The sequence below is a fragment of the Actinophytocola sp. genome (genome assembly GCF_036378875.1).
Classification (GTDB): domain Bacteria; phylum Actinomycetota; class Actinomycetes; order Mycobacteriales; family Pseudonocardiaceae; genus Actinophytocola.
Map to the genome: position 1 here is coordinate 41,177 of NZ_DASUVO010000064.1, position 26,946 is coordinate 68,122.

General features: G+C 69.9%; 28 protein-coding genes. 13 read left to right on the forward strand and 15 right to left on the reverse strand.

The genetic code is table 11. The features are described from left to right. Position 1 precedes the first annotated feature (1 nt). A complete protein-coding gene (locus tag VF106_RS18955) occupies positions 2-877 on the reverse strand; it encodes an MBL fold metallo-hydrolase (RefSeq protein ID WP_330841077.1) in 876 nt (291 codons plus the stop codon). Positions 878-959: 82 nt separating this feature from the next. On the opposite strand from VF106_RS18955, the gene VF106_RS18960 reads away from it, so the two are divergent. Beyond that, positions 960-1,835 carry a LysR family transcriptional regulator gene (locus VF106_RS18960; RefSeq protein WP_330841078.1) on the forward strand — a complete coding sequence of 292 codons (876 nt, stop codon included), beginning with the start codon at positions 960-962 and terminating at the stop codon, positions 1,833-1,835. Here VF106_RS18960 and VF106_RS18965 read toward each other — a convergent pair. Further along, entirely contained in the window at positions 1,796-2,716 is a 921-nt protein-coding gene (locus tag VF106_RS18965; RefSeq protein ID WP_330841079.1) for a S66 peptidase family protein, read from the reverse strand. The two genes, VF106_RS18960 and VF106_RS18965, sit on opposite strands and share 40 nt — an antisense overlap. After that, positions 2,713-4,635, reverse strand: a complete 1,923-nt coding sequence (locus VF106_RS18970; protein ID WP_330841080.1) for a S9 family peptidase — start codon at positions 4,633-4,635, stop codon at positions 2,713-2,715. The genes VF106_RS18965 and VF106_RS18970 overlap by 4 nt, the downstream gene beginning before the upstream one ends. A 143-nt stretch (positions 4,636-4,778) precedes the next feature. On the opposite strand from VF106_RS18970, the gene VF106_RS18975 reads away from it, so the two are divergent. Both VF106_RS18975 and VF106_RS18980 read left to right on the forward strand, forming a co-directional pair. Then, positions 4,779-5,354 carry an Rv2134c family protein gene (locus VF106_RS18975; protein WP_330841081.1) on the forward strand — a complete coding sequence of 192 codons (576 nt, stop codon included), beginning with the start codon at positions 4,779-4,781 and terminating at the stop codon, positions 5,352-5,354. Positions 5,355-5,359: 5 nt separating this feature from the next. Next, a complete protein-coding gene (locus VF106_RS18980; protein WP_330841082.1) occupies positions 5,360-6,151 on the forward strand; it encodes an Rv2133c family protein in 792 nt (263 codons plus the stop codon). Between the two features lie 233 nt (positions 6,152-6,384). On the opposite strand, the gene VF106_RS18985 is transcribed toward VF106_RS18980, so the two are convergent. Together VF106_RS18985 and VF106_RS18990 are read right to left on the reverse strand one after the other, a co-directional pair. Further along, positions 6,385-7,482 (reverse strand): winged helix DNA-binding domain-containing protein, encoded by a 1,098-nt coding sequence (locus VF106_RS18985; protein WP_330841083.1) that lies wholly within the window; start codon positions 7,480-7,482, stop codon positions 6,385-6,387. A gap of 17 nt (positions 7,483-7,499) precedes the next feature. Then, a complete protein-coding gene (locus tag VF106_RS18990) occupies positions 7,500-8,642 on the reverse strand; it encodes an epoxide hydrolase family protein (RefSeq protein ID WP_330841084.1) in 1,143 nt (380 codons plus the stop codon). A gap of 63 nt (positions 8,643-8,705) precedes the next feature. Here VF106_RS18990 and VF106_RS18995 point away from each other — a divergent pair, with 63 nt between their 5' ends. Further along, positions 8,706-9,662 (forward strand): helix-turn-helix transcriptional regulator, encoded by a 957-nt coding sequence (locus tag VF106_RS18995; RefSeq protein WP_330841085.1) that lies wholly within the window; start codon positions 8,706-8,708, stop codon positions 9,660-9,662. Here VF106_RS18995 and VF106_RS19000 read toward each other — a convergent pair. The 3 genes from VF106_RS19000 to VF106_RS19010 all read right to left on the reverse strand — a co-directional run bounded on the left by VF106_RS19000 (position 9,652) and on the right by VF106_RS19010 (position 12,282). Continuing rightward, positions 9,652-10,257, reverse strand: a complete 606-nt coding sequence (locus VF106_RS19000) for a TetR/AcrR family transcriptional regulator (protein ID WP_330841086.1) — start codon at positions 10,255-10,257, stop codon at positions 9,652-9,654. The two genes, VF106_RS18995 and VF106_RS19000, sit on opposite strands and share 11 nt — an antisense overlap. 592 nt (positions 10,258-10,849) lie before the next feature. Further along, positions 10,850-11,761: a VOC family protein gene (locus tag VF106_RS19005; RefSeq protein ID WP_330841087.1), complete on the reverse strand. Its 912-nt coding sequence runs from the start codon at positions 11,759-11,761 to the stop codon at positions 10,850-10,852. Next, positions 11,758-12,282: an RNA polymerase sigma factor gene (locus VF106_RS19010; protein WP_330841088.1), complete on the reverse strand. Its 525-nt coding sequence runs from the start codon at positions 12,280-12,282 to the stop codon at positions 11,758-11,760. The genes VF106_RS19005 and VF106_RS19010 overlap by 4 nt, the downstream gene beginning before the upstream one ends. A gap of 74 nt (positions 12,283-12,356) precedes the next feature. Here VF106_RS19010 and VF106_RS19015 point away from each other — a divergent pair, with 74 nt between their 5' ends. From VF106_RS19015 to VF106_RS19030, 4 genes are all read left to right on the forward strand, one after another. Further along, the gene (locus tag VF106_RS19015; RefSeq protein ID WP_330841089.1) at positions 12,357-13,166 is read left to right on the forward strand and encodes a DUF3097 domain-containing protein; all 810 of its coding nucleotides are present in this window, start codon (positions 12,357-12,359) and stop codon (positions 13,164-13,166) included. Between the two features lie 36 nt (positions 13,167-13,202). Continuing rightward, on the forward strand, positions 13,203-13,631 hold the full coding sequence (locus tag VF106_RS19020) for an NfeD family protein (protein ID WP_330841090.1): 429 nt from the start codon (positions 13,203-13,205) through the stop codon (positions 13,629-13,631). Between the two features lie 141 nt (positions 13,632-13,772). Next, complete coding sequence (locus VF106_RS19025; RefSeq protein WP_414639018.1) at positions 13,773-15,050, forward strand: SPFH domain-containing protein; 1,278 nt, start codon at positions 13,773-13,775, stop codon at positions 15,048-15,050. A 276-nt stretch (positions 15,051-15,326) separates the two neighbouring features. Further along, positions 15,327-15,764 (forward strand): protein-tyrosine phosphatase family protein, encoded by a 438-nt coding sequence (locus VF106_RS19030; RefSeq protein WP_330841091.1) that lies wholly within the window; start codon positions 15,327-15,329, stop codon positions 15,762-15,764. Here VF106_RS19030 and VF106_RS19035 read toward each other — a convergent pair. After that, positions 15,742-16,647 carry a ferredoxin family protein gene (locus VF106_RS19035; RefSeq protein ID WP_330841092.1) on the reverse strand — a complete coding sequence of 302 codons (906 nt, stop codon included), beginning with the start codon at positions 16,645-16,647 and terminating at the stop codon, positions 15,742-15,744. The genes VF106_RS19030 and VF106_RS19035 overlap by 23 nt on opposite strands. A 137-nt stretch (positions 16,648-16,784) precedes the next feature. On the opposite strand from VF106_RS19035, the gene VF106_RS19040 reads away from it, so the two are divergent. Both VF106_RS19040 and VF106_RS19045 read left to right on the forward strand, forming a co-directional pair. Further along, positions 16,785-18,503 carry an ABC transporter ATP-binding protein gene (locus VF106_RS19040; protein ID WP_330841093.1) on the forward strand — a complete coding sequence of 573 codons (1,719 nt, stop codon included), beginning with the start codon at positions 16,785-16,787 and terminating at the stop codon, positions 18,501-18,503. Then, positions 18,496-20,238: an ABC transporter ATP-binding protein gene (locus VF106_RS19045; protein WP_330841094.1), complete on the forward strand. Its 1,743-nt coding sequence runs from the start codon at positions 18,496-18,498 to the stop codon at positions 20,236-20,238. Before VF106_RS19040 ends, VF106_RS19045 begins: the two co-directional genes overlap by 8 nt. Before the next feature lie 231 nt (positions 20,239-20,469). Here the strand turns inward: VF106_RS19045 and VF106_RS19050 are convergent, their stop codons facing one another. Continuing rightward, a complete protein-coding gene (locus VF106_RS19050; protein ID WP_330841095.1) occupies positions 20,470-21,420 on the reverse strand; it encodes a helix-turn-helix transcriptional regulator in 951 nt (316 codons plus the stop codon). A gap of 89 nt (positions 21,421-21,509) precedes the next feature. Between VF106_RS19050 and VF106_RS19055 the strand changes: the two genes are divergently transcribed. After that, on the forward strand, positions 21,510-21,935 hold the full coding sequence (locus VF106_RS19055; RefSeq protein WP_330841096.1) for a VOC family protein: 426 nt from the start codon (positions 21,510-21,512) through the stop codon (positions 21,933-21,935). Positions 21,936-21,959: 24 nt separating this feature from the next. Then, a complete protein-coding gene (locus VF106_RS19060) occupies positions 21,960-22,403 on the forward strand; it encodes a hypothetical protein (protein WP_330841097.1) in 444 nt (147 codons plus the stop codon). A 138-nt stretch (positions 22,404-22,541) separates the two neighbouring features. Here VF106_RS19060 and VF106_RS19065 read toward each other — a convergent pair whose 3' ends face one another. From VF106_RS19065 to VF106_RS19075, 3 genes are all read right to left on the reverse strand, one after another. Continuing rightward, positions 22,542-22,733, reverse strand: coding sequence for a hypothetical protein (locus VF106_RS19065; protein ID WP_330841098.1), 192 nt, complete (start codon positions 22,731-22,733; stop codon positions 22,542-22,544). Between the two features lie 91 nt (positions 22,734-22,824). Continuing rightward, complete coding sequence (locus VF106_RS19070; RefSeq protein ID WP_330841099.1) at positions 22,825-24,540, reverse strand: putative bifunctional diguanylate cyclase/phosphodiesterase; 1,716 nt, start codon at positions 24,538-24,540, stop codon at positions 22,825-22,827. Positions 24,541-24,563: 23 nt separating this feature from the next. Then, positions 24,564-24,920 carry a hypothetical protein gene (locus VF106_RS19075; protein WP_330841100.1) on the reverse strand — a complete coding sequence of 119 codons (357 nt, stop codon included), beginning with the start codon at positions 24,918-24,920 and terminating at the stop codon, positions 24,564-24,566. An 81-nt stretch (positions 24,921-25,001) separates the two neighbouring features. On the opposite strand from VF106_RS19075, the gene VF106_RS19080 reads away from it, so the two are divergent. After that, on the forward strand, positions 25,002-25,790 hold the full coding sequence (locus VF106_RS19080) for a glycerophosphodiester phosphodiesterase family protein (RefSeq protein ID WP_330841101.1): 789 nt from the start codon (positions 25,002-25,004) through the stop codon (positions 25,788-25,790). Here VF106_RS19080 and VF106_RS19085 read toward each other — a convergent pair. After that, the gene (locus VF106_RS19085) at positions 25,779-26,498 is read right to left on the reverse strand and encodes a hypothetical protein (protein ID WP_330841102.1); all 720 of its coding nucleotides are present in this window, start codon (positions 26,496-26,498) and stop codon (positions 25,779-25,781) included. The two genes, VF106_RS19080 and VF106_RS19085, sit on opposite strands and share 12 nt — an antisense overlap. Next, a partial coding sequence (locus VF106_RS19090) for an RNA polymerase sigma factor (protein WP_330841103.1) occupies positions 26,488-26,946 on the reverse strand: 459 nt, incomplete at its 5' end. The genes VF106_RS19090 and VF106_RS19085, both read right to left, overlap by 11 nt.

Consider the following 26,946-nt stretch of genomic DNA (forward strand, 5'->3'; position numbering starts at 1 on the left):
CTCAGCGCTCCGCGCACAGACAGCGAACGCCCTTCTCGATCCAGTCCCGTCCCTCCCAGTCCGGACGCCGGCGGACCAGGACGTCCGTGACCTCGTCGACGATCGTCTGCTCGTCCATCGCCGAGTCCTGACGCAGCCACGTCTCGTCGCGGAGGAGTTCGAGGTGGTCGAGGACGTCCGCCAGCACCTGCGGCCCGCCCGGGTCACCGTGACCTGGCACGACGACCCGCGGGTGCTCAGCGGCGAGCCGCCGCACGACCTCGATCCAGCGGATGCCGGACACGTCGACGTCGTGCGGCGGGAACCACGGGAAGATCGCGAACTGCCCGGTCTCCGCCAGGTCCCCGGTGAACAGGACGTCCTCGTCCGGCACGCGGACCACCTGGTCGCCCCTGCTGTGCGCTCGTCCGGTGGCACGCAACTCCACCACCCGACCGCCGAGGTCGAGATCGTAGGACTGGTCGTACACGAGGTCCGGCGGCGTCAGCTCGACCCCGTGGAGCTCACGGGCGATCGCGTCCCCGAGCCCGGAGAACATCGCCAGGTAGCCGGGTCCTTTGCCGCCGCGGTCCTGGGCCTGCTGCCGGTTGACCAGATAGGTCGCCGCGGTGAACACCTGCGCGCCGAACGCGTGCTCGGGATGGAAGTGCGTAGTGGTCAGGTAGAGCTCGCGTCCTTTCGCGTACTCGGCGGCGAACGCCAGCACCTTCTCGGCATTGCGGGGCCCCATGCCCGTCTCGACGACCAGGACGGCGTCCCGACCGCCGATGATCCCGATGTTCGGCACGAGCGGCACTCGCCGGTTCGGGATGACCACGACGTCGCGGGCGATGTCCTCGGCGCCGGTGACGTCGACGACGGGTTCCATGAGTGTCATGCCGCCAGTTCATCGAGCGCTCGAGCGTGCCGTCCAACACCGAATCCGCATCCCCGATACCGCGCCGGTATCGTCGCCGGTGATGGATCTACGCACGCTCGGCTACTTCGTCGCGGTCGCCGAGGAACTGCACTTCCGCCGGGCGGCCGCGCGGCTGCACATCACCCAGCCGCCCCTGAGCCGGGCCGTCAAGCAGCTGGAAGCCGAGCTCGGCTGTGTGCTGCTGCGGCGCTCACCCACCGGCGTGGCCCTCACCCCGGCCGGCGTGTCGCTGTACGACGAGGCACGCACGTTGCTCGCGCAGGCTGAGCAGGCACGGGTCCGGGTGGCCGCCGCCGCCGGCACGGACACCCTCACCGTCGGCACACTCGCGGACAGCGCGGAGCAGGTGGGCACCGACCTGGCGACCGCCTACCGGCGCCAGCATCCCGACATCCGGATCCGTATCCGTGAGGCGGATCTGACCGACCCCACGGCCGGGCTGCGCGCCGGCCTGGTCGACGTCGCCCTGACGAGAGCGCCGTTCGACGTGGCCGGGCTCGTCACCCACGTGCTGCGCACCGACCCGATGGGCGTGGTGCTCCGCGCCGACGACGTACTCGCCGGCCGGGACAGCGTGACGACGGACGACCTCGCCGACCGTCGCTGGTTCCGCCTGCCGGAAGGCACGGACCCGGTGTGGCGCGCGTTCTGGAGCGGCGGGGCGGAGGGACCGGTGGTGCGCACGGTCCACGAGTGTGTGCAGCAGGTGCTGTGGAACGGCACTGTGGGGCTGGCCCCGAGCGCACATGCCCTGCCGCCGGGACTCGCCTGGGTTCCCTTGCGGGACAAGGCACCCAGTCGTCTCGTGGTGGCCTGGCCCAGCACCGGTCCAAGCCCGCTCGTCCGCTCGTTCGTCCAGCTCGCCGCGAGGACGGCTCAGCTCAGTGCCGGCTCCCGCAACGTGAGCGTGCCCTGATCGGCGTCCACTGTGGCCTCCGCGCCCAGTGGGATCGTCAGTTGGTCCGCGCAGTGTCCGAAACCGAACTCCCATACGACCGGGATCCCCAGCCCCACGAGGAGATCCGCCACCACGTCGCGGATCGCGTCGAGCGTGCCGCAGCCCTGCCACGAGCCCAGAACGATGCCCGTCGCACTGTCGAACCATCCGGAACGCAACAGCTGGGTGAGCATACGGTCGACCCGGTACGGCTCCTCGTTCACCTCCTCCAGCAATACGAGTGACCGGTCAGGAGGTGTTGCGGGGTCCGGCGCGCCGAGCCCGGCAGCGAGTAGCGACAGGTTCCCGCCGACGATCACGCCGGTCGCCACCCCGTCCGCGAGCGCGGTGGCCGCCGGGCCTGTCAGCGTCTGGACGGCCTCGGGGTCGAACAGTGTCTGGCGGAAGTGCTTCTGTGCCCCGGCGTCGAACGACAGCTCGCTCGCGATCAGTGGCGCGAACAGCGTCACCAGGTTCAACCGCGCGCCGACCGCCTCGTGCAGTGCGGTGATGTCGCTCGACCCGGTGAACAGCTTCGGTTCCGCCTCGGCCATCGCGGGCCAGTCGAGCAGGTCGACGATCCGGGTGGCGCCGACGCCCCCGCGTGCGCACAGCACCGCGTCGACCGTCGGGTCGCACCATGCCTTCTGCAGATCCGCGGCGCGGTGGACGTCGAGGCCCGCCAGGTACGGCAACGTGGGATGCCGGTCGAGCACATGTTCACCGACCTCGACCACCAGCCCCCAGCTCTCCAGCAGCGCGATGCCCCGGCGCAGCCCTTCCTCGGCCACGGGCCCGGAGGGTGCGACGAGCGCGACCTTGCTGCCCGGCCGCAACCGCGGCGGCCGCCGCGGGCTCACTGGTGCAGCTCCAACGCCGGCACGTCGGGTGCGGCGAACCCGAACACCTGGCCGTAGAACGACAGTTCGGCCTCCAACGCCCTGATCACCGACGACGCCCGCCGGAACCCGTGCTGCTCGCCCTCGAAGGTCAGGTACGCGTGCGGCACGCCGGTGCCGTCGAGGCTCGCCACGAACCGGTCGGCCTGCTCCGGCGGGCACACCTTGTCCTCCAGGCCCTGCAACAGCAGGACCGGGCCGGCGAGCCGGTCCACATGGTGGCTCGGCGAACGCTCCGCGTACCGGTCGGCGTGCTCGGGTAGCTTTCCGACGAGCCCCTCGATGTACCGCGATTCGAAGTCGTGTGTCTCGCCGCCGTGGTCGGTCCACCCGGTGAGGTCGAGGATCGGGAACATGATGGTCGCGCAGGCGAATGTGGACACCGACGTCATCGACGCGGCCGCGGTCCAGCCGCCCGCGCTGCCGCCCCGCACCGCGAGCCGTGTCCCGTCCGCGACGGTTTCCTCGGCGAGCGTGGCCGCGACGGTGGCGCAGTCCTGCACGTCGATCACGCCCCACTGTTCGTTCAGCGACTCCCGGAACGCCCGCCCGTATCCCGACGAGCCGCCGTAGTTCACCGCGACCACGCCGAAACCGCGGCTCGTGAAGTACACGATGTCGCGCCTGAGCACGTCGGTCGACTTGCCGGTCGGCCCGCCGTGCACGTTCACCAGGAACGGCGGGGACGCGTCGTCCGGGCCGGCGAACCCCGGGTTCTTCGGCAGGTACACGAACGCGGGGATCCGCCGCCCGTCAGGGCTGGTGAACACCCGGTGCTCCGGGATCGGCAGGTATTCGGCGGGCAGCTGGTCGTCCCGCTCGGCGGACACGGTCGTGGTGGCGCCGGACTCGAGGTCCAGCCGCACGACCGCCAGCTCATGCCGTGGTCCACCCGCACCCGATACGACCGTGTTGCCAACCGCGGTCACGTCGGACGACCAGGACGTCAGCTCGGTTTCGACATCGGTCACCGTGCCGGTGTGCTCGTCGAGCACCGCGAGCCGGTCCGACCGCAGGATCGCGTGGCGGCCCCCGCCGAGCGGCGCGAACCACCGGCTCCCCAGCACCCACAGAGGACCGCCCAGTTCTTCCTCGCACGGCGCCAAATTCGTTGCTGTGCCGTCAAGTCCGACACGGAACAGGTTCCACCAGCCGTCCGGGTCGGTGAGCACCAGCAGCGAGTCCGGCGACTCCCATTCGACCTGGCACACGCTCTCCCTCGGCCCGCCCGCCAGAACACGGTGCGGTCGACCTGGTTCCGCGACACAGAGTTCCGAGCCGTCCCACGGCATGTCCGGGTGGTCCCAGCCGATCCACGCGAGCCACTTCCCGTCTGGCGACAGCCGGGGAGCGGCCAGGAAGTGGTGGCTCGCGCCCAGCGACCTCGCCCCGGAACCGTCGAGCGGGATCTCGACCAGGTCGCGCGTCACGTCGGTCGGCCGGTCCCCGGTGATCGTCTCGCGCACGCACAGTACGGACGTATTGCCGAATCCGGGGGAGAGGTCGGCGTACCGGACACCGTGATGCCGCTCGGGTTCCGCGGTGAGCGGCCGGGGTTCGTCCACCCCCTCGGTGAACGCGTAGACGCGCTGATCGGCCCAGTTCGTGAAGACGACCGTATTGCCCAGCACCGTCCACGGCCGGCCGCCGTACTCCTGCACCCGGTTGCGCACGTTCCACGGCGCGGGCAACACCTCGACCGGCGTTCCGTCCGGTCCTTCACGCATGAGCGCCGAGCGACCCTCCTCGTTCGGCCGGCCCTCGGCCCACCAGACGACGCCGTCGTGCACGTCGACCCACCTTGGCGCGACCCCAGCCGCGGCGACCATCTCCGCGGTCAACGGTGACTTCCAGCTCCCGAACTGTGCGATCTTCACCACGTCCAGACCCTAACCCGGCGCGCCCCTGGCATCACCGCCGTGGTGGCCCCATCGACCTGCCGATAACGTTCCCCGATGGCAGGTGTGTCTGTGTGGGAACAGACCTGCTCGAACACGACGTTTGCCGTAGGGTCGGAGGTGCCATGGCTCGAGTAATACATGTCTTCCGCCAGCCCGACCGGTTCGTCGCCGGCACAGTCGGGCAACCTGGCGACCGCACGTTCTACCTGCAGGCCTCGGAACGTGCCCGTACTGTCAGCGTCGCGCTGGAGAAGCAGCAGATGGCGGTGCTCGCGGAGCGCATCGGGTCGCTCCTCGAGGAGGTCCACCGCCGGTTCGGCGCTGAGCTGCCCGACGAGACGCCGACCGATCTGGTCGACGCCGATCCTCTCAGCGTCCCGGTCGAGGAGGAGTTCCGCGTCGGCACGATGGGCCTCGGCTGGGACTCGGAGACCAGTGCCGTCGTGATCGAACTGCTCGCGATCACGGAGGCCGAGGTCGACGAGTCGATTGTGCTGGACGACACCGAGGAGGGCCCGGACGCGGTCCGGGTGTTCCTGACCCCGGCGGAAGCCAGGGCGTTCGCGGAGCGCGCAGACCGGGTGATCAACGCCGGCCGCAAGCCGTGCCCGCTGTGCGGTGAGCCGCTCGACCCGGCCGGGCACGTGTGCCCGAGGCAGAACGGCTACCGGCGCACCGAGGACGACGAGGCGGAATAGGGACGTTGCTGCCGTCTGACCCGAGCGTCCTCGACCTGCTCACGCGAGGACGCATCGAGATCGAGGGGCGACTCGTCGACGCCTCCAACGCCACCCTCTTCTGCGAGGTCTCCGGTGCCGACGCCGTCGCGCACTGCGTGTACAAGCCGGTCAGCGGTGAGCGCGCGCTCTGGGACTTCCCGGACGGCACGCTCGCCGGGCGCGAGGTCGCGTCCTACCTGGTGTCGCAGGCGGCTGGGCTCGCGGTGATCCCGCCGACCGTGTTGCGCTCCGGCCCGTTCGGACCGGGCATGGTCCAGTTATGGGTGGACACCAAGGAGGGCGACGACCTCGTCGACGTGCTCGCGCCGGACGACGTGCCCCAGGGGTGGCGACAGGTGCTGCATGCGCACGACCGGTTCGGCGAGCCGGCGGTACTCGCGCATGCCGACCACCCGAGCGTGCGGCTGATGGCCGCGTTGGACGTGGTGCTGAACAACGCCGACCGCAAGGGCGGGCACGTGCTGCACGGCACCGACGGCAACGTGTACGGCGTCGACCACGGGATCTGCTTACACAGCGAGCACAAGCTGCGCACCGTCCTGTGGGGCTGGGTCGGCGAGCCACTGCCCGAGGACGTGGTGGACATGCTGAAGACGCTGCGTGCCGGCGTCGACGACCTCACCACGGCGCTCGCGGACCACGTGACCACGGGAGAGGTACGCGCACTGCGTAACCGCCTCGACGACTTCCTCGCGGCGGGGGAGTTCCCCACACCCGGCTCGGACTGGCGGGCCATCCCGTGGCCCGCGTTCTAGTGAGCTAGCGCCACTCCGTCGCCCTTCGGTTCGAGGGTCCACTTCGGTGTCCCTTCGACGCATCCGTTTCCGCCGGCCTTCGGCACCCTCACAAGCGGCTTGGCGCATCCCCTCCCCCGATCTGTAGTGCTAAAAATCATCAATTGACTATATTGATGTCCAATTTTTTCGCCCCACCGTCGGGGCCCCTACACCGACGCTCGGCTCCAACAAACAGCAAGGAAGGGGAGGGTCTAGCTCTCGATGTGGACGTCTGTGGTCTCGGCGTCGGCTGCGATGAACGGCAGGAGGCTGTTGCCTTCCTTGGTGAGGGAGGCGAGGTCCTTCTTGGTGGTTCGCGCCCACGGCGTGATCGTCAGTACGGCTGACTTGCGTTGCTTGCTGATCCGCCACGAGCCGCGGAGGAAGCCGTCGACGAGGAAGGTGCCGGGGAAGACGCCGTTCTTGACGTTGAAGAGGCGCTTGCGGTGGTCGTCGGCCATGACGCGGGTGCGGTCGGTGTGGGAGAGCAGGAGGTTGTCGAACTCGGGGAGGAAACGCACTGGTGCGGGGGTATCTTCGTCCGGGCGTGGGGCGTCGGGGAGGTCGAGGAGTTCGCGGCCGTCTGCGGTGCGGAAGGTTCGCAGGTCGAGTGTCTCGGTCACCTCGCGGAGGCGGGTGAGTCCGGACCAGGTCTGGATGTCGGCGACGGCGGCGGGGCCGAAGGCGCCGAGGTAGCGCTGGACCATTCGTGCGGGGTCGGGTTCGGTGTCGAGTTCGCGGCCGAGCCAGTGTTGGGCGGTGCGGTAGGCGGTCTGTCCGCTGCGGCCCCACACCGCACGCGGGGGTACCTGCACGAGTGGCAGGAGTCCGCGTGCGGCGTGGGCGAGTGCGGCTGGTGGCCGGTCTGGCCATCGTTCGGCGAGTGCGATGCCGAGTTCTTTGGCGGTGTGGGCTCGTTCGGCCAGTACGAGTCGGGCGGTGTCGGCGACCTTGGGTAGGTCGAGGTCACGCAGGTGTGTGGCGTACTGGAGGTTGGTGCGGAGGTCGCGGTCGAGGAGTGGCTGGATGAGCGGCCGCAGGAAGCAGGCATCGGCGGCGCTGACCAGGTGGACGGTGCCGCGCATCAGCGCGATACGGACGACTTGCTTGTTGAGGAGGGCGTCGGCGAGTTCGCCCGGCTGGAAGTCGGCCAGCCGGGTCCAGAGTCCGGTGTAGGGCGGGAAGGGTGCCTGGGCCTGCATGCCGACGAGGTGTTCGATCATGCCGACGGCGGTGTGCTGGGTGCGGGTCAGCAGGTGTTGGCGGGCGAGTGTTGCTCGGTTGATCGCCCGGAGGCTCAGTGTGTCCATTCCCGTCCTTCCTTCTTTCAGCGCAGCCCGCGGAAGAACTCTCGCACGTCGGTCACGAGGAGGTCAGGTGTCTCGAGTGCGGCGAAGTGGCCGCCGGTGTCGAAGTCGGTCCAGTGGGTGATGTTGTTGGTTTGCTCGGCGTACCGGCGGATGGGGATGTCTTCGGCGAAGGCGGCGACGCCGGTGGGCACGTCGGTGCGGTAGGGCCATTCGCCGGAGTGCATGTTCTCGTAGTAGATGCGCGCGGCTGAGTTGGCGGTGCCGGTGAGCCAGTAGATGGTGATGTTGGTGAGTAGGCGGTCGCGGTCGATGATCTGGTCGGGGAGCGCGTCGACGGGGTGGGTCCACTCCTTGAACTTCTCGATGATCCAGGCGAGTTGGCCGACGGGGGAGTCGGTGAGTGCGTAGGCGATGGTCTGGGGTCGGGTGGCCTGGAGTTGGAAGTAGGCGTTGCCGTCGTTCATGTACTGCTGTTGGCGGGCCCAACGGGCGCGTTCGAGGTCGGTGAGGTCGTCGTCGTTGGGTGGGCTGAACGGGATGAAGCCGACGGTGGCGGCGTTGACGTGCAGGCCGATGGCGTGTTCTGGGTCGACGCGGCCGAGGTCGGGGGTGACGAGTGCGCCGAAGTCGCCGCCCTGGGCGCCGTAGCGGTGGTAGCCGAGGCGGTGCATGAGTTCTGCCCAGGCCTTGGCGATGCGGCGGGTGTGCCAGCCGGTTTCGTGTGTGGGTCCGGAGAAGCCGAAGCCGGGGAGGGACGGGATGACGAGGTGGAACGCGTCGGCTGGGTCGCCGCCGTGGGCTTTCGGGTCGGTGAGTGGGCCGATGACGTCGCCGAACTCGATGAACGAGCCGGGCCAGCCGTGGGTGAGGACGAGGGGGAGCGCGTCGGGTTCGGGTGATCGGACGTGGAGGAAGTGGATGTTCTGGCCGTCGATCTCGGTGGTGAACTGCGGCAGGTCGTTGAGTTGCTTCTCGTGGGCGCGCCAGTCGTAGCTGGTGCGCCAGTGTTCGGTCAGGTCCTTGAGGTAGTCGAGTGGGACGCCGTACTGCCAGTCGACTCCGGGCAGTTCGTCGGGCCAGCGGGTGGCGTCGAGCCTGCGGTGCAGGTCGTCGAGGTCGGCCTGGGGGATGTCGATGTGGAAGGGCCTGATGTCTGTCATGAGGAGCACGCTATGTGCTATTGGTGACAGGTTCGGTCACTGATTCGTGGGAGGATTTCGGGTGTGTTGGAGACCTCGGCTCGGTTGCTCAAGTTGCTGTCGTTGTTGCAGGCGCGGCGGGACTGGTCGGGTGCGCAGCTCGCGGAGCGGTTGGGGGTGACGTTGCGGACGGTGCGTCGGGATGTGGATCGGTTGCGGGATCTGGGTTATCCGGTGGAGGCGCGGCCGGGGGTGGCTGGTGGGTACCGGTTGGGGGCGGGGACGGCGATGCCGCCGTTGTTGCTCGATGACGACGAGGCGGTGGCGGTGGCGGTGGGGTTGCGGACGGCCGGCACGGTGACGGGGATCGAGGAGACGTCGGTGCGGGCGTTGGTGAAGTTGGAGCAGGTGTTGCCGGCGCGTTTGCGGCGGCGGGTGAACGCGGTGGGGTCGGCGACGGTGTCGTTGGTGCAGCGTGGTCCGACGGTGGATCCGGCGTTGCTCACGCAGTTGGCGACGGCGTGCCGGGATCGGGAGGCGTTGCGGTTCTCGTACGCGCGTGCGGACGGGTCGACGTCACGGCGGGTGGTGGAGCCGGTGCGGTTGGCGTGTACGGGTCGGCGTTGGTATTTGCTGTGTTGGGATCGTTCGGCGGCGGACTGGCGCACGTTTCGGGTCGACCGTATTGCGTCGTCGCCGTCGGGTGTTGGGCGGTTTCCGCATCGTGAGCCGCCGGAGGAGGACGTGGCGGCCTACGTGTCGCGGGCGATTTCCACGGCGCCGTACCGGTATCAGGCGAAGGTGTTGTTGCGGGTTTCGGCGGAGGTCGCGGCGGAGCGGGTGACGCCGGCGTCGGGGGTGATCGAGGCCGTGGATGCCGATACGTGTGTATTGCATGTGGGTGGGCCGTCGTTGGACGACTTCCCGGTGTACGTGGCGCAGATCGGGTTCGAGTTCGAGGTTCTGGAGCCGCCGGAGCTGGTCGAGCAGGTGCGCCGGTTGGCGGGGTTGTTCGGGCGGGCGGCGGGGTTCAGCCGGTGAACAGCGTGTCGAGGTAGTCGTCGAAGGCTTGTTCGGCGTCCTCGGGTGTGTGGTGTCCGACGAGGACGTGGGCAGTGAGGCCGTCGACGAACGAGAGGAGCGTGCGGGCTTCGCGGCCGGGTTCGAGGTGGAGCGGGACGACGCCGCGGCGCTGGCCACGGCGGAGCTGGTCGGCGATGAGGTCCTGCAGCTGTGCGTGGGCCTTGCGGAGTCGGGTGGCGAGTTCCGGGGCGACGGCGGCCCTGGTCAGGAAGGCGACGGTGATCTGTGCCTCGAGTTCGCGGTCCTCGTCGAGCGGGAGCAGTTCGGTGAGCGCGTCGCGGAGCACGTCGCGGGGGCGGGGTTCCTCGTCGGTGGGCTCGAGGGCTTCTGGGGCGCGGACGCGGCCGGCGACTTGTTCGGCGACCAGTTCGTAGGCGAAGGCGAGCAGTTCGTCCTTGGTGGGGAAGTAGTGCTGGACCTGGCCGAGGGACATGCCGGCACCGGCGGCCACATGACGCATGCTGACCGCCTCGAGGCCGCCGCGTGCCATGAGCTGCCACACCGCGGCGGCGATGCTGGCTCGGCGGGAGAAGTGGTCGACCTTCTTGGGCATGGCTGTCCAATACGTTGCTGCTCACGGGGTGAGCCGGTCGCGTGTCCTCGTCGGGTGCGTGCCCACCGTGGCTGAAGGTACTCGACGCCACCGTCATCGCGGTATCGGTTGTCCACAGGTGTGTTCGCGCAGGTACTGCCCGGTGTGGGTCCGGTTGCGAGCGCTTGGGCGGCCGCGTCCGGTGGCCGGGGCTGGGAAGGCCGTCGGTTGCCTCACGCGAGCGCCTGGCCGAGTCTCTGGCCCGGGCTATCGCGCGACCTTCCGGCGGGCGTGAGGCTATTGGGTGACGGCGATCCGCACGCCGATACCCACCAGCAGGGTGCCCATCACCGCGTCGATGGTCCGGCGGACCTTCGCCGCGGTGAGGAACCTGCGAAGCTCGGCCGGCCTCCGGCCCCCCGGAATCCAGCCTAGCGATGGCCACCGACACTCGCGGCCGCACAACGGGCAACCGGCGAACAGTTCACCCGCCCGACCCGAGCGAAAGTCCCACTCATGCGCCGGGGGCCCCCCGATTTCCAGCCTACTGCCGGGCACCGACAGTTTTGGATGTCGGCGGCGTTGGCTGTGGACAACATGACGATGGATGTCGTCAGTCGACCGGCTGCCAGAGCTGGAAGTGGGCGCCCTGGTCGTCGACGCATTCGACCAGCAGTCCGTAGGGGCGGTGGGAGATCTCCTCGGCGGTGCCGCCGGCCACGCGGACCCGTTCGACCGCCGCGGTGATGTCGTCCACCCGGAAGCACAGCTGCACCTCCGGCGTCTCGTCCTGCGGTGACCACATGCCGAACGGCGGGTTGATGTCCTCGGCTCCCCAGGCGCCCGGTGACGTGCCGGGTGTGAACGGCACCTCCAGCACCGTCTCGTAGAAGTCCTTCGCGCGGACCGCGTCCGCCGTGACCATGGTCACGTGGGCGATGTCGCCCTGGCGTAGCCGGGTCGCCCGGCCCGGTGGTGTGAGCACCATCCAGCGGTGCCCGAACGGGTCGACCAGCACGCCGGTACGACCGTATGGCTCGTCGGTGGGGTCGCGTTCGATCATCGCGCCCCGACGACGTGCCAATACGACTGTCTCGTCCACGTCCTGGACCTGGAGGTGCAGGGTGTGGCTGAACGTCGTGGGGGAGTCGGGTGCCAGGACCGGCACCTCGGGATACAAGTCGGACGACTCGGCGAACATCAGCACGGCGTCGCCGATGCCGACCTCCATGTGTCCGATTGTGCCGTCGGCGTTGACGTACGGCTCGCCTCGTGGTGCGGCGCCGAACACCTCGACGTACCAGTCGAGGGCGGCCCGTGCGTCGGACACGATGATGTAGGGCGTGAGCGTGGGCGGCCACGCCGCGGTATCGCGAGTCACCTGTCCTGCCATGGTGGTGTCTCCTTGGTCGAGCACGGCGCGGGTCAACCGTTCCCGCAGCCGCGCGGCGAACGACGGGTCCGGGTCCACGGGGACGACAGGCGCGTGCAGTGACCGCAGCGCCGTGTCGAACGGATCGGTCATCGTGGGCCTTCCTCCCGGTAGATCCGGCGGAACGCGGCGCGGGCGCGCACCAGCAGCGCTTCGGTGGCGTGCACGGTCCGGCCGAGGCAGCCGGCGACCTCGGGCACCGGCAGGCCGTCGAGGTAGCGCAGGGTGAGCGCCGCTCGGTGGTGCGGGCCGAGTTCGGCGAGCGCGATCCTGGCCCGGATGGCGTCCAGTTCCTCGTCCCACGGGTCCTCCACGCCCGCCGCGAGTTCGCCGTCCAGCAGCCGCAGGCCGCGTTCCTCGCGTTCCTGCCGCCGCCAGTGGTCGGCGAGCTTGTGGCGGGCGACCCCGATGAGCCATGCCACCGAGGGCGCCGTCGCGCCCGGTCGCCTGACCGCCGACACGGCCGCCAGGAACGTCTCGGCGGTCAGGTCCTCGGCCAGCGGCGCGTCCCGGCAGCGCGCCACCAGGTAGCCGTAGACGTGCGGCAACGCCTCGTCGTACAGCTCCAGCAACCCGAGCGCGGGGTCGGGTGCCACGCCTTCCCGCGTTCCCATGTCCTCATCGTCGTCCGGGACACGCCTTCTCCGACGCCCGAAATTCGTGATCGGCCTCGATAGGGTGACTGGTCGTGCGATCAGAGAACTACGGCGACGTCCTGGGCGGCGGTCGACGCCGCAAGCAGATCCCCGAGGTGGTCGCCGAGCCGGGGCTCGTCGCCGAGGATCCGGCCAGCGGGTTCTGTGGTGCGGTGGTCCGGTTCGAGCAGGGAAACGTTGTGCTCGAGGACCGGCACGGCCGCCATCGCCTGTTCCCCCTCACCCCGGCCGGGTTCCTCATCGACGGCAAACCGGTCACCCTGGTACGCCCGACCCGAAATGATCCACCCAAACGGGTGATTTCGGCGTCGGGGTCTGTGCGGGTCGGCGGGGTGAAGGCCCGCACGGCACGCGACAGCCGTGTGTGGGTCGAGGGGATCCACGACGCCGAGCTCGTCGAGCGGGTGTGGGGCCACGATCTGCGGGTCGAGGGTGTGGTGGTGGAGCCGCTGCACGGTGTGGACGACCTGCCCGCGCGGATCGCCGAGTTCGGCACCGCGGCGCACCGACGGCTGGGGGTGCTGGTCGACCACCTTGTGGCCGGTAGCAAGGAATCCCGGCTTGTCGAGTCCCTGCGCGACCCGAACGTGCTGGTCACCGGTCACCCGTATGTGGACGTGTGGCAGGCGGTCAAGCCGGGCGCGGTCGGTATCGAGAAGTGGCCGGTCGTGCCGCGCGGCACGCCGTGGAAGGAGGGCGTCTGCGCGTCCCTGGGTTGGGGTGAGCCGGCGGAGGGATGGCGGCGTGTGCTGGCCGGTGTGCGCAGTTATCGGGACCTGGAGACCCCGCTACTGGGCGCGGTGGAGCGGCTCATCGATTTCGTGACTACCGGTGAAGAGTAGTGACCGGAAGCATCGGGTGGTGCGATCATTGCCCGCATGGCGGCATTGTTCTGGCTCATCGGTGGAATCGTGCTGATCGCTGCCGAGATACTGTCCGGGGATTTGTTCCTCCTCATGGTCGGCGTGGGCGCGCTCGCCGGCGCCGGCACGGAGTGGATTTCCGGCAACACGCTCGTCAGCTGTGGAGTGTTCGCGCTTGTGTCGATCGGGCTGGTCACCTTCGCCAGACCGTGGCTCAAGCGCCGCCTGCACGGCGAGCTCGTGCACACCAACGCGGACGCGTTGATCGGTCGCAAGGCGGTGGCGGTGTCGACGGTCGACGCGTCGGGTGGGCAGGTCCGGCTCGACGGGGACGTGTGGTCGGCGCGGGCGTTCGACGACAATCGGCCGATCCCGCCGGGTCAGTCGGTGACGGTCGTGGAGATCGCGGGTGCCACCGCGGTCGTGTTGGCGGACTCGGATTGACCGGCGCCGGCGTGAGCGCGTGCCAACTTCTGGTTGGACGCGACTTCGAGATGCCCCGACCAGGGGGCATGTTGTGATCTACTTCCTGAACGCCGGCCACGGAGCGCCGACCGGAGTGGAGGCACGTTGAGCATTCTCATCATCGTCGTGGTCGTTGTTCTGTTCGTCATCACGGTCGTGGTGAAGTCGATCCTGGTGATCCCGCAGGCGCAGTCCGCGGTGATCGAGCGCCTCGGCAGATTCCGGTCGGTGGCCGAGCCGGGGCTCAACTTCCTGGTGCCGTTCCTCGATCGGGTCCGTGCGCGGATCGACCGCCGCGAGCAGGTCGTGTCGTTCCCGCCGCAGCCGGTGATCACCCAGGACAACCTGACGGTGTCCATTGACACGGTCGTGTATTTCCAGGTCACCAATCCGCGTGACGCGGTGTATGAGATCTCGGACTACATCGTCGGTGTCGAGCAGCTGACCACCACGACACTGCGCAACGTCGTCGGTGGCATGAGCCTGGAGGAGACGCTGACGTCCCGCGACTCCATCAACGGGCAGCTGCGCGGCGTGCTGGACGAGGCGACGGGCCGGTGGGGCATCCGGGTGGCCCGCGTCGAACTGAAGGCCATCGACCCTCCACCGTCCATTCAGGACTCGATGGAGAAGCAGATGCGCGCGGACCGCGAGAAGCGCGCGATGATCCTCACCGCGGAAGGTACCCGGGAGGCCGCGATCAAGACCGCGGAAGGCCAGAAGCAGAGCCAGATCCTGGCGGCGGAAGGCGCGAAGCAGGCGGCGATCCTGGCGTCGGAGGGTGAGCGGCAGTCGCGGATCCTGCGGGCGCAGGGTGAACGCGCGGCACGGTATCTGCAGGCGCAGGGCCAGGCGAAGGCCATCGAGAAGGTGTTCGACGCCATCAAGGCCGGCAAGCCAACCCCGGAGGTGCTGGCGTACCAGTACCTGCAGACGCTGCCGCAGATGGCGCAGGGCGACGCGAACAAGGTGTGGATGCTGCCGAACGACTTCGGCAAGGCCTTGGAGGGGTTCGCCCGCGCGTTGGGTGCTCCCGGCCAGGACGGCGTGTTCCGGTACGAGCCGCCGGCCTACGACCCGCCGGAGCGCCGCGACAACGACGACGAGGAGATCGCCAGCTGGTTCGACACCTCCACCGACCCGAAGGTCGCTGAGGCCGTCCGCGCGGCGGAAGCCGTTGCGCGGCAGGAGGTTCCCAGCCCGCTGGGGACCAAACCGGCCGCCATCGAGCGCCCGGCCCTGCCGACTCCGCCGGGTGCGCTGCCGTCCTTCGACCAGCCGACCGCCTACCAGCAGCCGCAACCGGGTCAGCCGCCGCAGGGTTTCGAGCTGCCGCGCCGGACGTCTGGCCGGCCGAACGAGTCGACGGAACTGTCGGACGATCCGCGTTTTCCGTGACGTTTGATGTGTGGGCCCCGACTCCCTGCCAGGGAGTCGGGGCCCACACACGTTGGCCTCCGGCCCCCGATTTCCAGCCTACCGGGGAGGGCCGACAGAAAACGGGTCGTGCGGCCACGCTTGTGGATAGTCGCGTCCGTTGTGGATAACGCCGCTGAATTGTCGGTGGCGCCTGGAAGAATGGAAACCGGGGGCCGGAGGCCACCACCTTCCGGGGGTGTTCGCCGTCGGTGGAAGGCGGGGATCAGTCCACGGAACGTGCGGCATAGTGGCCCGATGACAGAGTTGCGACTCGACGGAGCGGTTCGCCTGCCCGACGGTGCGTGGGTCCGGGGACGAGGCCTGCGCAACCCGATGCCCGACGGCCCACTACCCGAGTTCGGGCTCTACCTCGGCTCGCGCCGCCTTCAGGCCCGGCATGCCATCGACTGGCCACACGAGTGGATCGACTGGCCCGACTTCCTGCTACCCCGCGACACGCGCCGCGCTGTCGAGGCCATCCAGAAACTGCACCAGCGGGCACTCGACGGGCAGCGGGTCGAGGTCGCCTGTGGCGGCGGGGTCGGCCGCACCGGAACCGTCATCGCCTCGCTCGCCGTGCTCGCCGGCGTGCCGGCCGGGGACGCGATCAGCTGGGCCAGGGCCTACTACCACCAGCGGGCGGTCGAAACACCGTGGCAGCGGCGGTGGATCAGCGCCACGCTCGGACGCTGACCGCCTCCAGCGCCACCGCGGGCGCCGGTGCCTTGCCGCAACTCGCCGGTCGGCTCGCCGCGACCTCCCGCTCCGTCACCGCGACCCGCCACGCCCGGCCGTCGACGTGGGAGACCGTCACCAGCCAGCCGCTCCCGGGCAGGTCGTCGGTGGCCGTCACCCACAGCGCGTCCGGATCCTGCTCGTCGACCGCGGACCGCACCGCCAGTTCCGCGACCTGACCTGGCGGTGACCAGGTCGACCGGCCACGGCAGCGCGCCACCAGCGGCCCTTCGGTCAGCAGCCGTGTCCCCAACTCGTTGGTCAGTCGACCGTATGAGTACCCGGTCGGTAGCAATACGGCTGTAGGGGCGAACCGGTGCCCGCCGATGTGCGTGCACTCCCACACCCGGTCCCCGTGGACGGCCGCCAGGTCGGCGACGATCGGGCGGCCGCGCAACGCGCAGCACACGTCTCGACGGCCGTTCGTGCACACCAGCAACAGCGATTCCGATACAGGCGTACCGAGCAGACCGGGCTCGCCGGCACCGGCCCGGGAGAAGTCCAGCCCCAGCAGCTCCTTCGGATCGGTCACCGACGTGCGTTCCAGCCAGGTGCGACCCGGCGCGGTGTGTGCGAGATACACCGTCCTCGGCGTCGGGCGGTGCCGGTCCGGGTGGTTGCCCGGCCGGCGGATCAGCACGACACGCACCCCCGTGCCCGCCGACAGGGCTGCCAGCTCCCGCGCGACGACGTGGTCGAGGTGGCTCGCCGACAACGCGTCGCGGCCCCACGGCCCCGGCTGCTCGAGCGCCAGCCAGGCCTTCGCCGCCGCCGAGGTGCCAGCCAGCGGTTCCTCGATGGCCTCGGACACTGCCGCGCATCTGGCGCCGTTCTCGTTCATCGGACTCCAGCGTCTCACGCTCGGTACCGCCAACAGGGTCATGCCCAACCCCATGGGAGTGAAAACCTGAAGTCGGTTGGCCACCGGCAGAACAAGTGACCGGAAAACCGGTTACCTCACTCCATAGGGTGGGGATCATGCGCCTGAAGGTCCCCTACGCCGACCCCGGCGTGCCCGACGCACGTAGCCCGATGCGGTACCTGTGGTGGCTCGTCATCCGCCAACGGTGGCGGGTCCTGCTCGGCGCGACGCTCGCCACGACCTGGATGGGCCTGCTCATGCTCCCGCCCTACCTGATAGCCCGTGCCATCGACGACGGGTTACGCGCCCAGGACTTCGGCGCACTCGGGCTCTGGGTCGCCCTGCTCGCGCTGTCCGGCGCCGTCAACGCGGGGATCGGCGTCGCGCGACACCGCACCATGACCTTCATCCGCAACGACGCCGGCTACCGCACCGTCCAGGTCGTGGTCCGCCACGCCGTCCGCGTCGGCGCCGAACTGCCGCGCCGGGTCACCTCCGGCGAGGTCGTCAGCATCGGCTCGGCCGACCTCGACCGCATCGCCCACACCATGACCTCCACCGGACCCGGCGTCGGCGCCATCCTCACCTACGCCGTCGTCGCCGTCCTGCTCGTGTCGATCTCCCCGCTGCTCGCCACCGTCGTGCTGATCGGCGTGCCGCTGCTCGTGGTCGCCATGGGCCCCCTGCTCAACCGGCTGCGCCGCACCGAGTCCAGCTACCGCGAACACCAGGGCGCGCTCACCGCCCGCGCCGGCGACATCGTGGCCGGTCTGCGGGTGCTGTGCGGCATCGGCGGCAAGGACCTGTTCGCGGCCCGGTACCGGCGCGACTCCCAGGACCTGCGCGCCGAGGGCTACCGGGTCGGCGCGGTCGCGAGCTGGATCGAAGGCCTCGCCGTCGGCCTGCCCAGCCTGTTCCTCGCCGCCGTCACCTGGCTCTCCGCCCGGATGACCGCGGCCGGAGAGATCACCGTCGGCGAGATGGTCGCCGTCTACGGATACGTCGCCGTGCTCGCCACGCCGGTGTTCTTCCTCATCGAAGGCGCCCAGGACATCAGCCGCGGCCTGGTGGCCGCCCGTCGGATCGTCACCGTGCTCAACCTGACCCCCGCCGTGCGAGACAAGTCGACCGTACCGGCGCCCGCGGCACCGGCCGACCTGCACGACCCCGGCAGCGGGCTGACCGTGCGGCCCGGTGAGTTCCTCGCCGTCGCGGCCGCCGTGCCAGCACAGGCCACCGACCTCGTCGACCGGCTCGGCCGCTACACCGACTCGGCCGTCACCTGGGGCGGCGCCCCGCTCGCCGACATGCCGCTCACCGACGTGCGGTCCCGGATCCTGGTCGCGGACAACGACGCCCACCTGTTCGCCGGCTCCCTGCGACAGACCGTGTCCACACGCGACCAACACGACGACACCATCCACGCCGCGATCCGCGCCGCCATGGCCGACGACATCGTCGCCGCCCTCCCGGACGGGGTCGACTCGCTCATCGAGGCCCAGGGCCGATCGGTGTCCGGCGGGCAACGCCAGCGGCTGCGGCTGGTCCGCGCACTGCTCGCCGACCCGGAGGTGCTTCTGCTCGTCGAGCCCACCTCGGCGGTCGACGCACACACCGAGTCGGTCATCGCCGAACGCCTCACCGAAGCCAGACGGGGCCGTACGACCGTATTGGTCGGCACGTCACCGCTGCTGCTGGACCGCGCGGACCGCGTCGCATACCTCGTCGACGGTCGGGTCGCGGCCACCGGCAGCCACACCGACCTGCTCGCGACCCAGCCCGGCTACCGGGCACTCGCGTTCCGCGGCAGCGACGAGGAGCTCGTCCATGACTGACCGATGGCAGCTGCCGGTGGCCGACACCAGGGGAGTGCGGCGCGCCAGCCGGGACATCGTCCGCGCCGACCCCGGCGCCGCCGCGCTGGTCGTGCTGACCACCTGCCTGGCGGCGCTGGCCGGGCTGGGTGCCCCGTGGCTCATCGGCCGCATCGTCAACCACGTCGAATCCGGTACAGCCGACCTGACAACCGTCGACGTGCTCGCCGCGACCATTGTCGCCTTCGCCGTGGCCCACATGGTGCTCACCCGGTTCGCCCGCTACTTCTCTCACCGGTTCGCCGAACGCACACTCGCCCGACAACGGGAACAGTTCGTCGACCGGACACTCGCGCTGCCGACCTCCGTGGTCGAACGCGCCGGTACGGGCGACCTGATGTCGCGCACCACGGCGGACGTGGCCACCCTCGGTGGCGCCCTGCGCGACGCACTGCCCGAGGTGTTCATGGGCATGCTGCAGGCCACGCTGATGTTCGGCGCCATGGTGGTGCTCAGCCCACCGCTGGCGTTGTGCGCGTTGGTCGGCGTGTCCGGGCTGTGGTGGGTCGGCCGCTGGTACCTCAAACGCGCCAGGACCGCCTACCTCGCCGAAGGCGCCGCGACCTCCGACCTGTCCGAGTCGATCGCCGCCACTGTCGACGGCGCACGCACCATCGAAGCGTTCAACCTGCGCAAACGCCGCGTCGCCGACGCGGACGCCCGCATCGGCGAGGGCTACCGCACCAAACTACGCACCCTGTTCCTACGCAACGTGCTGTTCCCGTGGGCCGACTTCGCCAACATCGCCGCCATGGTCACCGTGCTCCTCGGCGGCGGTGTCCTCTACCGCAACGACCTCGTCAGCCTCGGCGTGGTCGTCACCTCCGCCCTGTACGCGATGCAACTCGTCGACCCCATCAACCGGGTGCTCCTGTGGATGGAACAGGTGCAGCGCGCCGCCGCGTCGCTCGCCCGCCTCACCGGCGTCGGCGACGTCGAACCCGCCCCGGTCGGCACCGCGACACCCCGAGACGACCGTATCGAGATCCGCGGCGTGCGGTACGCCTACAGCGGCGACCGGGACGTGCTCCACGGCGTCGACCTGTCGGTGCACCCGGGGGAGCGGCTCGCGATCGTCGGCCCGTCAGGCGCCGGGAAGTCGACCCTCGGGCGGCTCATCGCCGGCGTGGACACACCCCGAGCCGGACACATCACCGTCGGCGGCGCACCGGTCGCGTTGCTGCCGCCCGACGAACTGCGCCAACGGATCGTGCTGGTGACACAGGAACACCACGTGTTCCTCGGCAGCGTCCGGGACAACCTGGCGATCGCGGCCCCGGACGCGGGCGACGACGACATGCTCGCCGCACTGCGCGCCGTCGACGCCACCTGGGTCGCCGACCTCCCGGACGGACTCGACACCGCGCTCGGCGCCAACGCCCTCACCCTCGACGCGCCACAGGCACAGCAACTCGCGCTCGCCAGGGTCGTGCTCGCCGACCCGCACACCGTGATCCTCGACGAGGCGACCGCCCTGCTCGACCCCGCGACCGCCCGACACGCCGAACGCGCCATGGGCGCCGTGCTCGCCGGCCGCACCGTCATCGCCATCGCACACCGCCTGCACACCGCGCACTACGCCGACCGTGTCGCCGTCATGGCCGACGGCCAGGTCACCGAACTGGGCAGCCACGACGAACTCGTCGCCCAGGACGGCGAATACGCGACCCTGTGGCACCACTGGCACGGCGACTAACCCGGCGAGTCGCGTTTTCAGGAACGCCCGCGTGTACACGAAAACGAAACTCAGGGGTGCCGAACGCGCGACTCGCAGGGGCCAGAAGCGGGACTCGCGCGGTTGCGGGCGTGAATCGCGGGTGGCCGGGGTGTGGGGGAGCGCGCTACCTTTGACGGAGTTGATCTTTCTGCCAGGCAGGTCCCTCGCCACGTGGACATCACGGGGTCGACATAGCGTTATGTCCACATTTCACGGCACAGGGGAGTGGCGCCCGACCAACTCCGTCCCGAGCCGCACCAGCTCGGCACGGACCTCCGGTGAATCCTCCACCTCGATCATCGCGCCCCACCCCGCCAACGGCTGGGCGATCATGAGGGGAGTGGGCGCCGCCAACCGGACCCGGACCCGGCCGTCGTCGACCGTGTCGAGCACCTCGCAGTGCCGGCCGTACTGATCCTGCAACACGAACACGGACCGCGCCGCCACCAGAACCGTCGCCGATACGAGCGACCTGCGCTGTTCGATCTCGATGACCACCTGGTCCCACGCCTGGGCCAGATCAAACCCCTCGGGACGCGTGAACGTCCCGCCGGTCACCGCCGCGTCCTCAACACGGTCGACCCGGAACGTGCGCTGCCCCCGGTCCGTGCCCGCCACCAAATACCAGATGTCGTCCTTCGCGACCAGACCCCACGGGTCGACCGTACGGTCGACCCGCTCCCGACCCCGGCTCGCGTACCCGAACCGCACCCGCTGACGTCGCACCACCGCCTGCTGCAACAACTCGACCACGTCCGCCCGCTCGCGGACCCGCTCACCCCACCGCGCCGGATCGATCACCACCGCACTCGCCGCCGCCTCAGCGTCCGCCCGGAACGTGTCCGGCAGCGCGCGGACCAGCTTGCGTAACGCGGCCTTCGCCTCCGGCGCCACCGCCGCGGCCGGCCCCACCAGCAGGAACAACGCCTGCGCCTCGGCGGCGGTGAGACCCGACAGATCCGTGCGCGCACCCCCGACCAGCGACCAGCCGCCACCACGACCAGGCTGCGGATACACGGGGATCCCCGCCGCCGACAACGCCTCCAGGTCACGCCGGGCCGTGGCCACGGAGACCTCCAACTCCTCGGCCACCTCGGCCGCGGTCACCCGGCCCCGGGCCTGCATGAGCAGAAGGGTGGCGACAAGTCGGTCAGCACGCATGCCACGATTCTCCCCGTCAAAGTGCTCACTCGATGAGCACTTTGACCAGGACAGTAGATCCCACCAGCAACCAAGGAAGGGATCACGACATGTTCCGCGGCTTCGCCACCATCTCCTACTTCGCCGACGACATGACCGCCGCCGAGACCTTCTACACCCAACTCCTGGGCATCCCGCCGTACTTCCGCCGCGACGCAGACGGACAGACCGCGTACATCGAGTACCGGATCGGCGACTACCAGGCCGAACTGGGCATCATCCACAGCCGGTTCGCGCCGTACGGCCCGCCCGCGGGACCGGCCGGCGTCATCATGCAGTGGCACGTCGACGACCTGCCCGCGACACTCAACCGACTGCTCGAACTCGGCGCCAAGGAACTGCAGGGCATCACGCCACGCGGCGAGGGCTTCGTCACCGCCTCGGTCGTCGACCCGTTTGGCAACATCATCGGCATCATGACCAACCCGCACTACCTGTCAGTACTCGCCACGACACAGCCGCTGCCGGGGGAGTAACCCACCGAGCGGCAAGGAGGACGTATGCGTAACGACGCCATGGCACGGCTGGACGCCCTTGTCGGATCGTGGCGGACGACGCTTCGGAACGCGTGGTTCCTGGAACCGCCGGACCAGGAGGTGCCAGGCTCGGCGACGGTCGAGTGGCTCGGCGACGCGTTCGTGGTCTTCCGCTGGACGATGGGAGGCGATGTCGGAAAGGCCACGAGCGAGATGGTCCTGGTGCTCGGTCGCAGCGACGCGCGCGACGCCTACACGGCGCTGTACCACGACGAACGAGGTGTCTGCCGGGTCTACGCCATGACGTTCGACGGCTCGCGCTGGATGCTGAGTCGCGAGGACCCCGACATGTTCCAGCGGTTCGTCGCCGACGTCGGCCCCGACCGGATCGCGGGTCGCTGGGAGGCGTCCGACGATCACGGATCAACGTGGCGCAAGGACTTCGACCTCGACTTCGAGCGGACGTAGCGCTCGTCCCCAGGAGAGCCTCCCACAACGCTACTTAACATAATGTAGATTATCGAACTTTCATGGGGAGGCGCGAGCGAGGTCTCCGGCGGCTGAACAGTCCCTGGTCCTAACAGGACTGTTCAGCCTTGTTTGGGGCTACGCGGCGTGTGCTGTCGCCGCCTCGACCAGCACCCGTTCCACCCTGGCGATCAGCGACGCCCTCCGCAGGCACCACACCCGGAACGCCCGCCGATCCCCGTTGTCGAGCGCGGCGTCGATCTGGGCGTCGGTGTTGAGGATGCAGATCTGGAGTCCGCTGATCTCCGCGGAGGGATTGGAGTTGGACATGGTTCACCACCGCCCACACGGAAATCATCCCGACCCGACCGGGTCGTTCCTCTATGTGTACAGCCAGACACTGGAGCGGCGGTTGACTATGTCACGGAGTGTTCTCGGATAGCTCCTGATCGGTGTCCCGCATGAGTCTTGGCGTGCGCATCCACGTGCCGTGCGGGCGAGACAGCAGTTCACGCAGTGGTTCCGGCTTGCCGAGATGGAAGCCCTGCGCCACCCGCACACCCAACCGTTTCAGCGCGTCGACCTGGGTCGCGCGTTCCACCCATTCGGCGACGACCGACACGCCGAGGCCACGGGCGATGTCGACGATGCCCTGTACCAGTACGGTGTCGCGGCTGCCGTAGTCGATGGCGCGTACGAACTCGCCGTCGATCTTCAGGCCGGTGATCGGCAGCTGTTTGAGGTGGACGAACGAGCCGAAGCCGGCGCCGAAGTCGTCGAGGGAGATCCGGCAGCCGCTGGCACGCAGCTGCTGGGCGAGGCTGCGGGCCGCGGCGAGGTTGGTGACGGCGGCGGTTTCGGTGATCTCGAACCCGAGTCGGCCGGGCGCGACACCGGCGGCGGCGAGCCGGTCGAGGACGAAGTCGCCGAAGTCCTCGTCCTCGAGCGTGCGGCCGGAGACGTTGACGTTGAACCGGAGACCGGGGTACGGGTGGGCGACCAGCGCGTCGATGGCGGTGCCGGCGACCCACCTGTCGATCTCCAGGACCAGGCCGCTGCGTTCGGCGGCGGGCAGGAACTCCCCCGGCCCCAGCCTCGGTTCCTGGCCGTCTTCCAGGCGCAGCAACAGTTCGTGGCCGATCACCCGGTTGCTGCCGAGTTTGACCATCGGCATGCCGTGCAGTTCCAGCCCGCCGTTCGCGAGCGCGTTGCGGAGGCGGTCGAGCACGGTGACCCGCAGCGCGGTGTCGGCGTAGTGGCCCTGGTCGTAGACGGTGACGCGGTTGCGGCCGCCGTCCTTGGACGCGTACAGGGCGAGGTCGGCGTTGGCGAGGACGGCCTGCCAGTCGTCGCCGGACCGGAAGCCGGCGACGCCGGCGCTGGCGGTGATGCGGGTGGTGCCGACGCCGCCGGTGACCGGGATGGCGGCGACGGCGTTGCGGAGCCGGTCGGCGATCCGGACCGCGGTGGTCTCGTCGGTGTCCGGGAGGACGACGGCGAACTCGTCGCCGCCGAGCCGGCCGAGCACGTGGCCGTGGTCGAGGCGGTCGCGCAGGACGTTGGCGAGCGTGCACATGACCCGGTCACCGGCCGGGTGGCCGCGCAGGTCGTTGATGTCCTTGAAGTTGTCGAGGTCGAGCAGCAGCAGCGCGCCGTGGCCGCCGATCGCGAGATGGCGTTCCAGCTCCCTGGTGAGGGCGCGGCGGTTGAGCAGTCCGGTCAGCGGGTCCTCGTCCGCCATCCGGATCAGTGCCTTCTGCCATTCGTCCCGTTCGGCGGGGTCGACGGCCCGTTCGCGCCATCGAGTGACATCCATCACTCGATAGAGGTATCCCTCGTTCAGGGGGTCGCAGCGGACCTCCAGCCACCGGTGCTGGTCCTCCCCCGCCCGGATCGACAGCACCAGTCCGGTGTGCGGGCCTTCCGGGGCGCCCGCGAGCAGCGCGGGCAGGGAACGGCCGTCGCACTGGTCGGGAGCGAGTTCCAGCAGGTCAGCCATAACGGGGTTGACCCAACGGACTCGGCATCGCTCGTCGGTGATCGCGAATGCGGTGTCGGTGGCGGCCAGCACCTCACTGGGTGAAGTGCCGTCGATGTTCATGCCGGTGCCCTCGGTCGTCGGTGTGCAAGTGCGCACGAAGGGTAGTCGACCGGGTGGGTTCAGCGCAGCCGCTCCAGCCCATGGGCGTTCTCGACGACCGCGGCGGCGAGGGATTTGAGCTCGCTGGGGGCCGCGCCGTCGTCGGCGGCGGTCACCACGTCCTCGGCCGCGCACCGCAGCTGGAACAGCCGGTCCTGCAGATCGGCGAGTTCGGCGGCGGACAGGACCACGGCGTCCTCCGGCAGCCCTCCTCTCTGGACTGCGGAGCGGCGTTCGTACGCGCGTTGGCGGCAGGACTGGGAGCAGTACCGGCGGGGGCGGCCGACCTTGCCGTCCTCCGGGAGCCGTTGACCGCACCATCCACAGTGGCGCACCTCGGCGCGCGACCTGAGCCTGAGCCTTTCTGGTGTGATCACCTCTCGAACCTCATGTTCCCGACGCTATCCGGCCATCGTTCGTGCACCGATGTGCCACGCCGTTGGGTCACACTGGACAGTGTGCATGACCATGCCTTCTTCGCCGGACCGTACCCGCGAGCGTTCGTCCACCGCGGCTGGCATTTCGGGGACCTCGAAGGGATGGAGAACTCCCTGACGGCGTTCCGGCGTGCCGTGGCGGAGGGCTTCTACTACCTGGAGACCGACGTGCACGCGACGGCCGACGGTGTGGTCGTCGTGCATCACGACGCGGTGCTGGACCGTACGACTGACTCGTGTGGCGCGATCGCCCGGTTACCGTGGCAGGTCGTTCGTACCGCGAAGATCGGTGGGCGGGAGCCGGTGAGTCGGCTGGAGGAGGTTCTCGAGGAGCTGCCGGACGCGTTGCTCAACATCGACGTGAAGGCGGAGCGGGCGATCCGGCCGCTGCTCGACACGTTACGGCGCACCAACGCGTTCGGCCGGGTGTGCGTGGCGTCGTTCTCCGAGGCGCGGCTGGAACGTGTCCGCAGGGACGGGCCGGACGGGCTGCTCACCTCGATGGGCACCAAGGCCATCGCGCGGCTGTGGGCGGCGGGCCGGTTGCCGCGGTTCGTGCGTGCGCGGCGCGGATACCAGCGGATCGCTCAGGTGCCGGTCCGTCAAGGTGGGCTCACGGTCGTGGACAAGCGGCTGATCTCGGCGGCGCGGCGGCGTGGCATCGAGGTGCACGTGTGGACGATCGACGATCCGGGTCAGATGAACGAGCTGATCGACCTCGGGGTGGACGGGCTGATGACCGACCGGCCGGGTGTGCTGCGGGACGTGTTGCGTGCTCGCGGTCTGTGGGCGGCGGCGTTACCGGAGTGACTCGGCGATGGTGACGGCCTGCTGTTCGGTGAGCTCGCCCTCCACCCGGTAGGTGAGGCCGTCGTCCTCCCAGATCAGGGTGCTGCCGGCCAGGCGGGCGGAGCTTTCCCGCATCTGCCCGTCCGGTCCGATGTAGAGCACGACGTGTGGGCGGTCCACCCAGACGGCCGGTGTGTCGGACACCGTGACGTGGTGGACGTCGTCGGCCGCGGCGAACTTCGCGAACATCGGTGCGAGGCCGCCGTCGAACTGGTCGACGCGGACGGTGCCGTGCGGCGAGCCGAACACCATGGACACCACGCGGGCGTCGCCGGCCAGGCGGACCGTGGTCGGCTCCCCCAACTCCCCCGGCACCTTCACCGGGAAGTCGACCGCCGCGCGGGCCTGAGCCAGTGAGACGTCGCGTTCGTACGGGAGCGGCGTGTCGGTCGACGGGGTGGTCGGGGCCGGTGCGTTCTCGTGGATCTCGACGCCGCCGATGCGTAGCAGGTCGAACACGGCGGCACGCACCGCCGGCGACAGCGCCATCGCGGTCGCGAGCGCCACCAGCGCGGCGACCGCGGCGGCGGCGAGGCGGTGCACCGGGCGCCACCGGGTCCGTACCGGTTCGTCGAGACGGGACAGCACGGCCTGCGTGACATCCGGTGGTTCCGGCACGTCCAGGCGGGTGCCCAGCGAGCGCAGGGCGGCCTCCAGGTCATCGCTCATGGGCCACCTCCTCCGCCAGGTGGGCCGGCAACGCGCGCCGGAGCTTGTCCAGGGCGCGGGACAGCCGCGACTTCACCGACCCGCGCGGCCAGGCCAGCACCTGCGCGGTCTCGGCTTCGGACAGGTCGAGGAAGTAGCGGCAGGTCAGCACCAGCCGGTCCCGGGGCGGCATCGCGTTGACCGCCGCCAGCAGCGCCGCGTTCGTGTCCGCGGTCACCGCCGACAGCTCCGGGGAACTGGCCTGGTCGGGCTCGTCCGGACGCACGGCCAACCTCAGCTCCAGCGACGAGCGTCGCCGCCACGCGCGGTGGCTGTTGCGGGTCTCGTTGGCCACGATCCGCAGCAGCCACGGCCGGAACGCGGCCCCGGTGCGGAAGCTACCCAGCGCGCGGTACGCCTTCACGAACGCCTCCTGCGCCACGTCCTCCGCCTCGTGGCCCGCGCCGAG